Here is a 9,437-nt window from a genome sequence, read left to right on the forward strand (position 1 = left end):
TCGGGGCTGCGGACCTCGGCGCCGAAGCCGATGCCCGAGCCCTTGCCGCGGGAGCCGATGATCTTCTCCAGACCCGAGAAGGCGCCGCCGCAGATGAAGAGGATGTTGGTCGTGTCCACCTGCAGGAATTCCTGCTGCGGGTGCTTCCGGCCGCCCTGCGGCGGCACGGAGGCCACGGTGCCCTCCATGATCTTCAGCAGCGCCTGCTGGACGCCCTCGCCCGACACGTCGCGCGTGATGGACGGGTTGTCCGACTTGCGGCTGATCTTGTCGACCTCGTCGATGTAGACGATGCCGCGCTGCGCCCGCTCGACGTTGTAGTCGGCCGACTGCAGGAGCTTCAGGATGATGTTCTCGACGTCCTCGCCGACATAGCCAGCCTCGGTCAGCGTCGTCGCATCGGCCATGGTGAACGGCACGTCGAGGATGCGGGCCAGCGTCTGGGCAAGCAGCGTCTTGCCGGTACCGGTCGGGCCGATCAGCAGGATGTTCGACTTCGAGAGCTCGATGTCCTGGTTCTTGGTGGCGTGGTGCAGGCGCTTGTAGTGGTTGTGCACCGCCACGCTCAGCACGCGCTTGGCGCGAGACTGGCCGATGACATAGTCGTCCAGCACCTTGCAGATTTCGGCCGGCGTCGGCACACCGTCCGAGGACTTCACCATCGAGGTTTTGTTTTCCTCGCGGATGATGTCCATGCACAGCTCGACGCATTCATCGCATATGAAAACGGTCGGCCCGGCGATCAGCTTCCTGACCTCATGCTGCGATTTCCCGCAGAACGAGCAGTACAGCGTGTTTTTCGAAGATTCGCCGCTGGTCGTGTCCTTGGACATCCTGTCACTCCTGGGAGTTCGGGCTCCCATCCCGGCTAGAATGGAACGCTAGCCACGGATACCTAAACAAAATGTAAGCCCGACCGACCTTAACGGCCAGCCGGGACCCACACAATCACACAAGTGTCACACTCGCGTAGGGTGTTGCGATTCACCTTAACGGGCGAAACCCTCACGCGGCGTCCGGCGCCGCGCGCTTCTCGAAGATCGAATCGATGATGCCGAATTCCTTGGCCTCTTCGGGGCTGAGGAAGCGGTCGCGCTCCAGCGCGTTGTGAATGGCCTCGTAGCTCTGGCCGCTGTGCTTGACGTAGATTTCGTTCAGCCGGCGCTTAAGTTTCTCGGTGAACTGAGCGTGGATCAGGATGTCGGTGGCCTGGCCCTGGTACCCGCCCGAGGGCTGGTGGACCATGATCGAGGCGTTCGGCAGCGCTGCGCGCATGCCCTTTTCGCCGCCGGCGAGGAGGAGCGAGCCCATCGAGGCCGCCTGCCCCATGCACAGCGTCGCCACCGGCGGGCGGATGAACTGCATCGTGTCGTAGATGCCCAGCCCCGACGTCACCACGCCACCGGGCGAGTTGATGTACATGTTGATTTCCTTTTTCGGATTTTCCGATTCGAGGAAAAGCAACTGTGCCGTCACCAGCGAGGCCATCTGGTCCTCGACCTGGCCGGTCACGAAGATGATGCGCTCCTTGAGCAGGCGCGAATAAATGTCGAAGGCGCGCTCGCCCCGCGTCGTCTGCTCGACAACGGTGGGCACGAGGTAGTTGTAGAAGGTATCGACCGGATCTCTCATTTCGAGATTTGCCCCTTTGAGGAAGAATCAGCTCGCGGCCGACTTCAGGCGATGCCCGCTTAACGGGCGGTAAAGCGACAGATAGGCGCCAATGTGGCAGGCCGCAATAGTCGCATATTCGCGCAATGCCACGGATTCCGGGAAGCTGCCCAGATGGGGAGGGTCAGCGATAGACGTCGCGGCGGTGGCCGACGGAAATCACGAGAACCACCAGGCGGTGATCTTGAATGTCGCAGATGATGCGGTAGTCACCGGCCCGGTAGCGCCAGAGGTGATCGAAGCGTACGCCTTGCATCGCGGCGCCATGTGATCGGGGATCGTCCACAGCCGCGACGCGTGCCTCGAGAAAATGGACGATGCGTCCAGCATCGATCCTAGCAAGGCGCTTCAGGTCTCGGAGGGCGCGGTCGTGAAACTCAATCGTCCAGGCCAAGTTCGCTCTTCAGCTCTTCAAGAGTGTAGGTGCGAGACTCGCCACGCTCGAGCTGCTCAAGCGCTCGTTCGGCAAGGTAGACATCCTCGAGGTCATCCAGATGCGCCTCGACCGCCTCCCGAATGTAGAATGTTGCCGTGCGCCCGGTCTTAGACGCCATGTCCTGAAGTCGGGCGTAGGTCTCGTCCGGAAGCCGGACAGCGGTCTGCTTCATGGCCGATACTCCTATCGGGGATACATGTATACCCACGCACCATGCCCTGCAAGTGACTACGCCCCGAACTCCACTGTCACGCCGCGCTTCCTGAAATAGGACTGCATGGTCTTGCGCCCCTGCCGGTTGTTCTGGGCCAGCTTGGTAGGATCGAACACCGCCTCCTTGACGCTTTCCCTGGCCATCGCCGCCTTCAGCGCCGCGATGTGGACGTCGATGTCGGCATTGTTCTCGCGCAGCGACGTGTAGATGTTGTCGATCGCTTCGTTGAGGGTCAGGTCGCTCACGGGCTCGAACTCCAGTCTGGTGCTAGCGGAGGCTTTAGCCGAGTTTTCGGCGACGGCAAGGCCTTTCCGTCGCAGTCGCACGGCGTATAGCATGCGACACGACACCACTCCTCACGGGTTCCCCTCCTTGTCCGCAGCCGCTCCCTTCACCCTCGCCGACCGCCACGCCGACGCCCAGCCCCGCGAACTCGCCTTCTACCGCGACCCCTATGCCTTCTACGACGCGGTGCACGCCGCCTCGCCGGCCTTCTTCTGGGACAATTACGGGCACTGGTGCTTTGCCGGCTTCAAGGAGGTGAGCGCGCTGCTCCGCGACAAGCGCTTCGGCCGGCAGATTCTGCATCTGATGAGCCGCGAAGAGCTCGGCATGGCGCCGCCCAAGCCCCACACTGCCGCCTTCGACCAGACCGAAAAGTACTCGCTGCTGGCCCTCGAACCGCCCACCCACACCCGGCTGCGCGGCCTCGTCAACCGCGCGTTCGTATCGCGAAATGTCGAGCAGCTCCGCCCGCGCATCGAGCGGCTGGCGAACCAACTGATAGACGGCTTCGAGGCCGACGGGCAGGTCGAACTGCTGCGGGCCTTCGCCGCCCCCGTGCCGGCCATCGTCATCGCCGAAATGATCGGGCTGCCTGCCGACATGGCGATGCAGCTGGTCGATTGGTCCAACCGGATGGTCGCCATGTACATGTTCGGCGTCACCCATGAGACCGAGCTCGACGCCAACGAGGCCTCGATCGAGTTCATGGACTATGTGCGGCATGTGATCGCCGAGCGCCGCCGCCAGCCGAGGGAAGACCTCCTCACCCACATGCTGACCACCGAGATCGACGGCGAGAGGCTCACCGAGGATGAGGTGATCTCGACCACCATCCTTCTCCTCAACGCCGGCCACGAGGCGACCGTCCACACCACCGGCAACGGCGTGAAGGCGATCCTCGAGAGTGCCCTCGACCCCAAATCGCTGTTCGCCGACGACAAGCAGACCGAAGCCACCGTCGAGGAGTGCCTCCGCTACGATGCGCCGCTCCACATGTTCACCCGCTACGCCCTGCAGGACGTGACGCTCGATAACGGCCTCAGCGTCAAGCAAGGCGAGACCATCGGCCTGATGCTCGGCGCCGCCAACCGCGACCCCTCCCGCTTCGCCGCCCCCAACCGCTTCGACCCCTTCCGCCCCGACGGCGCCAATGTCAGCTTCGGGGCCGGAATACACTTCTGCATCGGTGCCCCGCTGGCGCGGATCGAGCTGCAGGTGGCGATGAAGACGCTGTTCGACCGGCTGCCGGGGCTGAAGCCGGCGACCGAGCCGCAGTACAAGAATATCTACCACTTCCACGGCTTGGAGCGGCTGGAGGTGAGCTGGTAGGCCCTCACCCGTCTCGGCCTTCGGCCGATCCACCCTCTCCCCGATGGGGAGAGGAATGGTGCCCCGATCGAGCCACAGCGCTTCTTCTCCCCGTCGGGGAGAAGGTGGCGCGAAGCGCCGGATGAGGGGTCTTAGTAGACCAACCCCGCCAGCACCTCCGGCACCAACCCCGGCAAATCCTCCGCGATCAGCCCCGGCTTCCCCCATAAGTTCCCCGCCTCGCCATGCACCCACACCCCGGCGCAGGCCGCATCGAACCCCTCCATCCCGCGCGCCAGCAGCCCGGCGACAATCCCCGCCAGCACATCGCCCGATCCTGCCGTCCCCAGTATCGCCGGCGCATTGTCGTTGATCACGGCGCGCCCATCCGGCGCCGCCACCACCGTATCGCTGCCCTTCAGCACCACGATCGCGCCCGATCGCTGCGCCGCCGTGCGCGCCCGCTCTACCTTGCTGCTCTCCACCTTGCCGAACAGCCGCTCGAACTCCCCCTCGTGCGGCGTCATCACCACCGGCCGCTCCGGCTTGTCGCCGATCGCCGAGAACAGCGCCTCGGGCGCATCCTTGAAGCTCGTCAGCGCATCGGCATCGAGCACCGCCGCCGCCTCGCTTTCCAACACGGCGAGCACGTTGGCTTTCGTTGCCTCGCCGAGGCCGGCCGCCGGTCCGATCGCGACCGTGTTGATCCGCCGATCCTGTAGCAGCAGCCTGAGACCCGCGGCCCCATCCACCGGCTTCAGCATGATCGCGGTGACATGGTTGGCCTGCACCAGCAGCGACGAATGGGCTCCGGCCAGCGTCACCAGCCCTGCCCCGGTCCTGAGCGCCGCCATCGCCGTCATCCGGCTGGCCCCGGTCTGCAGCGGCCCGCCCGACACCACCACGCAATGCCCGCGGCCGAATTTGTTCCCTTCGGGATCGAACCCCGGCAGCCTCCAGAGGTCCGGACCGTTCCGGTAGAGCTTCGAGCCGATCTCCCCGAGCACGCTCTCCGGAATGCCGATCTGCCGCAGCACCACCTCGCCGCACCGCACCCTGCCCGGCAGCAACAGATGTCCCGGCTTCAGGCGGAAGAACGTCACCGATGCATCGGCCTTGACCGCGACGCCCCGCACCTGCCCGCTCGCACCGTCGACGCCGCTCGGCACATCCACCGCGACGACCGGCACACGCGCCCCGTTCACCGCTTCGATCAGTTCCGCCAGCCCGCCCGTGACATCGCGATCGAGCCCGGCCCCCAGCAGCGCGTCGACGATCACCCCAGCTCCTCGCAACCCATCCGGCCGCGCCGCCTCGATCTGTCCGGTCCAGAGCCGCGCGGCCGCCGCCGCATCCCCCTTCAGCCTGTCGCGCTCCCCGAACAGCGCCACCCGCACCTCGCGCCCGGCCTCCCGGAGGGTCTTGGCCGCAACGAACCCGTCGCCGCCATTATTGCCGGGGCCGCAGAGGACCAGCACCGGACCTTCGGGATATCGCTGCTGCACCGCATCCGCGACGGCCGTACCCGCAGCTTCCATCAGCGTGAACGAATGAACGCCGGACGCGATGGCGAGCGCGTCGGCGCGACCCATGTCGGCAGGTGTGAGGAGAACGTGATCTGTGTTCATTGCGAACGCACCCTACCCGGCAGTCCAGCAAACAGAAAGACGACGGGGACCACGAGGTCGCCACAGCTCATCTCCCCTTGCGGGAGATGACCGAGAGGCCGGTAGCGAAAAACAAAAAGGCCGCCCCGAGGGGCGGCCCTGATCTCATACGAACCCCCACCTCAGTGGTGGTGCTCCTCCGGAACCTCGTCCTCGTCCGACGCGATTATCTTGCTGAGTTCAGCGCGGGTCATCGGCTTGTCGGTCTTGTTGGCGAGCTCAGTGACGAAATCCACCACCTTGTTCTCGAACACCGGCGCGCGCAGACCGGCGAGGGCCTGCGGGTTCTTGCGGTAATAGTCGTAGACCTGCTGTTCCTGGCCCGGGAAGCGGCGCACTTCGGCGATCAGCGCTTGCTGGTGCTCATCCTCGGTGACCTCGATCTTGTTCTGGTTGCCGATCTCGGCGACTACCAGCCCGAGGCGCACGCGGCGCTCGGCAATCTTCTGGTACTGCTCGCGGGCGGCTTCCTCGGTCGTGCCCTCGTCCTCGAACGACTTGCCGTGGCTTTCGACTTCGTGCTGCACGCGCTGCCAGATGGTGTTGAACTCGGCTTCCACCAGCTGCTCGGGAACGGCGAACTTGTGGCCTTCGTCGAGCTGGTCGAGGATCTGCCGCTTGATCGCCTGGCGGCCCATGGAGTCGAGCGCCGCGCGCATCTGCTCCTTCACCGCATCGCGGAGACCCGCGACGTCCTCGAGGCCGAGCGTCTTGGCGAACTCGTCGTTGAGCTCACCGGCCTTCGGCCCGTCGATGTGGAGGATGGTGACCTCGAAATCGGCCTTCTTGCCGGCCAGTTCGGCCTGGGCGTAGTCCTTGGGGAACGTGACCTTGACTGTCTTGGTTTCGTTCTTCTTCATCCCCACGAGCTGCTCTTCGAAGCCCGGAATGAACTCGCCCGAACCGACGGTCAGGTGCGCATGGTCGGCCGAGCCGCCGGCGAAGGCCTCGCCCTTGATCGTGCCCTTGAAGCTGAGCCCGAGCCGGTCGCCGTTCTCGACGACGCCATCCTCGCCCTTTTCCTCATAGCCGCGCTGCTGCGCGAAGACGCGCTGCACCTCGGTGTCCACGTCTTTCTCGTCGATCTCAACGACGGGCTTGTCGACCGAGATGGTCTTGAAATCCATCAGCGCCACCGGCGGCAGCACTTCGTAGCTGACCTCGAAATTGAGGTCGGCTTCGCCGTCCAGCACCTTGTTGATCACGCCCTGGTCTTCCGGCAGGTCGACCTTGGGCTGGGTGGCGGCGCGCTCGGAGCGCTCGTCGAGCGTCTTGGAGACGGTCGAGTTGATGGCGTCGGACAGCACTTCGGACATGGCCGAGCGGCCATAGACCTTCTTGAGGTGCGCGGTGGGCACCTTGCCCGGGCGGAAACCCTTGATGTTCGCGGTGCCCTTGAGCTCATCGAGCCGTGCGTCCAGCCGGTCGCTGAGATCCTTCTTGGGGATGACCACGGTAAGTTTGCGCTTGAGGCCCTCGTTGAGGGTTTCTGTGACCTGCATTGGGGTATCCCGTTATCTCAACAAATTCGTATGGCCGGGGTGGTGTCGTGGCGTTTGGTGCGGGTGAGAGGGCTCGAACCTCCACGCCTTGCGGCGCTGGAACCTAAATCCAGTGCGTCTACCAGTTCCGCCACACCCGCAAGGGTACCCGCCGGCCGGGTCGCGTGCATATATGGCAAGAATTGGGGAAGGTCAAAGGGCACCTTGCATCGCAAGCTTCGCTGCGGGTCACCCGGCCGCAATCGCCGCTGCTGCCGCCTCGATTGCCCCGGCCCCATGCGGGATATCGAGCGCCTGCATGCCCGCTTCCATGGTCGCCAGCACACCCAGCAGCATATGGGCGTTGACGTGGCCCATATGCGCGACGCGCAGGAAGTCCCCATAGGCCGGCTCGTCCGGCATCGCCATGCCGAGCCCGATGCCCAGCGTTACGCCCGCTTCGCTTTCCAGCCACTTGCGCAGCGCAATGGCCCCGCCATTGCCGATGCGCGCCGCCGTCACCGAGCGGCCGCGGTACCGCGGGTTGGACATGTTGAGCCCGATGGCATTGGCTCCAGCGCTCCAGGCATCGAATGCCGCCCACACCGCCCCGGCAAGCATCTCGTGGCGGTCCCAGACCCGAGGCAAGCCCTCCTCGTCGAGGATCATCGTCAGGGACTCGCGCAGGCCGAACAGGTGCGCAGTCGGCGCCGTGCCGCCGAACAGCTGGTAGAATTCCTCCGCGAGGCCCCTTGGCCGCCAGTCCCAATACGGTGTGGAAAGACCCGCCCGCTGCGAAACCTCCAGCGCGCGGTCCGAGAACCAGACGAAGCCAAGCCCGGGCGGCAGCATCAGCCCCTTCTGGCAGGCCCCTACCAAGACATCGACGCCCCACTCGTCCATCCGCATCTCGTCGCACCCGAGCGTGGCGATGGCGTCGACCGTCAGCAGCGCCGGATGTCCGGTCGCGTCGATCGCCGCCCGGATGGCCGCGATGTCGCTGCGGGCCGAGGAGGCGGTATCGACATGGGTAACCAGCACGGCACGAATCCGGTGCGCCTTGTCGGCCGCCAGCGCCTCGGCGATCCGGTTCGGATCGACCGGCGCGGCTTTGCCGAAGTCGATCATCTCGACCTCGACTCCCATCTGCTGCACCGCCTCGGCCCAGCCATGCCCGAACCGCCCGGTGGCGCCGACCAGCGCCTTGTCGCCGCGCGAGAACATGTTGCTGATCGCCGCTTCCCACGCGCCATGGCCGTTGGCGATATAGATCGCGACGTGCTGATCGGTCATGGCGACCCGCTTCAGGTCCGCCACCACGCTGTAGGCGATATCGAAGATTTCGCCCTCGTAGATATTGGGCGAAGCGCGATGCATGGCGTTGAGCACGCGATCCGGCACCACGGAGGGGCCGGGAATGGCAAGATAGGTGCGGCCAGAACCGTGGACCATCGGGGACTCCGTGAGCGAAACTGCCGCAATGTGAGATATTTCCGAAGCTTAGTCACTCCGTCGAAGACGACGTGTTTCTCGCGGTGCAGGACCCCTTGCCGCTGGCGGCCGTGATATCGTCTAGGTGCGTTGTCTATGGAGCAGGTATGACCCTCATCATTGGTTCGAGCCGTCCCGGAGCAGCGCTGATGCTTGGGGATGCACTACTCAGCTACGACGCCCGGCTGGCCAGCAACACAGAGCTTCCTTCGCAATTCTTGAAGGGAACCCAGATAGGCGAAAAGGGAATCGCCGGCCTGGCGCAAAAGCTGATCTTTCTTAGCCCGAAACTGGTCGTCGGTTGGGCCGGTGGCATGTCGAAGGCTCAGGCCGCAATTCGCAGGCTTGCCGTCCTTCTAGATGGCGACATCAGCTTCGCGTCGCTGCAACGCGTACTTGAGCGCGACGTCGAATTGCAGACGCTGGCTTCTGAGGTCGAGCTCATCTTTCTTGGCATCGCCGGAGAACGCCAGCATGAAGGGCTGCCTGCTCAGGTTGGAGGCATCAACGCCCAGAGGTCAGGGACTGGCCTTTTTACAGCTGGTTCTGGCGCGTACCACTTCCTCAACCTTGTCTCCGAGCGCAGCCTAACAGTGGATGCGCCCAACGAGAACCAAGGCGCAGGGAGGGTGCTCGCTGATGAGTTGGCTGCTCTCGGAGGACGCTTCGCATCAACGGTCCTTCGCGAGGCGTTTGATGAGACACCCCTCAACTTTGGTTACGGCGGAGCCTTTGAGGTAGTAATCGCGGATGACAACGGTCGTCTCGCCAAGTTGCCTTACACCTTGGTGTATTGGCTAAGGGATCAAGACCGACTGGTCCTTCGCGGTCCCGTTATCAAAGTCAGCTACCTGGCCAACGGGAATATGGTAGTGGACCGTTTC

The 9,437-nt window shown here is 64.5% G+C and carries 10 protein-coding genes and 1 tRNA gene; 2 read left to right on the forward strand and 9 right to left on the reverse strand.

Translation table 11 applies throughout. The features are described 5' to 3' along the window. From clpX to JWQ89_RS04430, 5 genes are all read right to left on the reverse strand, one after another. A partial coding sequence (gene clpX / locus JWQ89_RS04410; RefSeq protein WP_299638756.1) for an ATP-dependent Clp protease ATP-binding subunit ClpX occupies positions 1 to 833 on the reverse strand: 833 nt, incomplete at its 3' end. Between the two features lie 172 nt (positions 834 to 1,005). Next, complete coding sequence (locus JWQ89_RS04415) at positions 1,006 to 1,632, reverse strand: ATP-dependent Clp protease proteolytic subunit (RefSeq protein ID WP_299638758.1); 627 nt, start codon at positions 1,630 to 1,632, stop codon at positions 1,006 to 1,008. 163 nt (positions 1,633 to 1,795) lie between these two features. Further along, entirely contained in the window at positions 1,796 to 2,065 is a 270-nt protein-coding gene (locus tag JWQ89_RS04420; protein ID WP_299638760.1) for a type II toxin-antitoxin system RelE/ParE family toxin, read from the reverse strand. Continuing rightward, positions 2,049 to 2,279, reverse strand: coding sequence for a DUF6290 family protein (locus tag JWQ89_RS04425; protein ID WP_299638761.1), 231 nt, complete (start codon positions 2,277 to 2,279; stop codon positions 2,049 to 2,051). The genes JWQ89_RS04420 and JWQ89_RS04425 overlap by 17 nt, the downstream gene beginning before the upstream one ends. A 56-nt stretch (positions 2,280 to 2,335) precedes the next feature. Beyond that, positions 2,336 to 2,566, reverse strand: coding sequence for a hypothetical protein (locus JWQ89_RS04430; RefSeq protein ID WP_299638763.1), 231 nt, complete (start codon positions 2,564 to 2,566; stop codon positions 2,336 to 2,338). Positions 2,567 to 2,693: 127 nt separating this feature from the next. Between JWQ89_RS04430 and JWQ89_RS04435 the strand changes: the two genes are divergently transcribed. Next, positions 2,694 to 3,935 carry a cytochrome P450 gene (locus JWQ89_RS04435; protein ID WP_299638765.1) on the forward strand — a complete coding sequence of 414 codons (1,242 nt, stop codon included), beginning with the start codon at positions 2,694 to 2,696 and terminating at the stop codon, positions 3,933 to 3,935. Between the two features lie 131 nt (positions 3,936 to 4,066). Here the strand turns inward: JWQ89_RS04435 and JWQ89_RS04440 are convergent, their stop codons facing one another. The 4 genes from JWQ89_RS04440 to JWQ89_RS04455 all read right to left on the reverse strand — a co-directional run bounded on the left by JWQ89_RS04440 (position 4,067) and on the right by JWQ89_RS04455 (position 8,514). Further along, the gene (locus JWQ89_RS04440; protein ID WP_299638767.1) at positions 4,067 to 5,542 is read right to left on the reverse strand and encodes an NAD(P)H-hydrate dehydratase; all 1,476 of its coding nucleotides are present in this window, start codon (positions 5,540 to 5,542) and stop codon (positions 4,067 to 4,069) included. A 161-nt stretch (positions 5,543 to 5,703) separates the two neighbouring features. After that, the gene (tig, locus tag JWQ89_RS04445) at positions 5,704 to 7,083 is read right to left on the reverse strand and encodes a trigger factor (RefSeq protein ID WP_299638769.1); all 1,380 of its coding nucleotides are present in this window, start codon (positions 7,081 to 7,083) and stop codon (positions 5,704 to 5,706) included. Between the two features lie 55 nt (positions 7,084 to 7,138). Beyond that, a tRNA-Leu gene (locus JWQ89_RS04450) sits at positions 7,139 to 7,223 on the reverse strand. 88 nt (positions 7,224 to 7,311) lie between these two features. Next, complete coding sequence (locus JWQ89_RS04455) at positions 7,312 to 8,514, reverse strand: aminotransferase class V-fold PLP-dependent enzyme (RefSeq protein WP_299638770.1); 1,203 nt, start codon at positions 8,512 to 8,514, stop codon at positions 7,312 to 7,314. 146 nt (positions 8,515 to 8,660) lie between these two features. Here JWQ89_RS04455 and JWQ89_RS04460 point away from each other — a divergent pair. Beyond that, the coding region (locus tag JWQ89_RS04460; RefSeq protein WP_299638772.1) for a hypothetical protein at positions 8,661 to 9,437 on the forward strand (777 nt) is incomplete at its 3' end.

It is taken from the genome of Devosia sp. (assembly GCF_028290645.1).
In the GTDB taxonomy this organism is placed as follows: Bacteria; Pseudomonadota; Alphaproteobacteria; order Rhizobiales; family Devosiaceae; genus Devosia_A.

Coding starts and splice junctions, on each gene's coding strand:
- JWQ89_RS04415 (WP_299638758.1), bottom strand. CDS start 1,632: ATGAGAGATCCGGTCGATACCTTCTACAACTACCTCGTGCCCACCGTT.
- JWQ89_RS04425 (WP_299638761.1), bottom strand. CDS start 2,279: ATGAAGCAGACCGCTGTCCGGCTTCCGGACGAGACCTACGCCCGACTT.
- JWQ89_RS04440 (WP_299638767.1), bottom strand. CDS start 5,542: ATGAACACAGATCACGTTCTCCTCACACCTGCCGACATGGGTCGCGCC.
- tig (WP_299638769.1), bottom strand. CDS start 7,083: ATGCAGGTCACAGAAACCCTCAACGAGGGCCTCAAGCGCAAACTTACC.
- JWQ89_RS04455 (WP_299638770.1), bottom strand. CDS start 8,514: ATGGTCCACGGTTCTGGCCGCACCTATCTTGCCATTCCCGGCCCCTCC.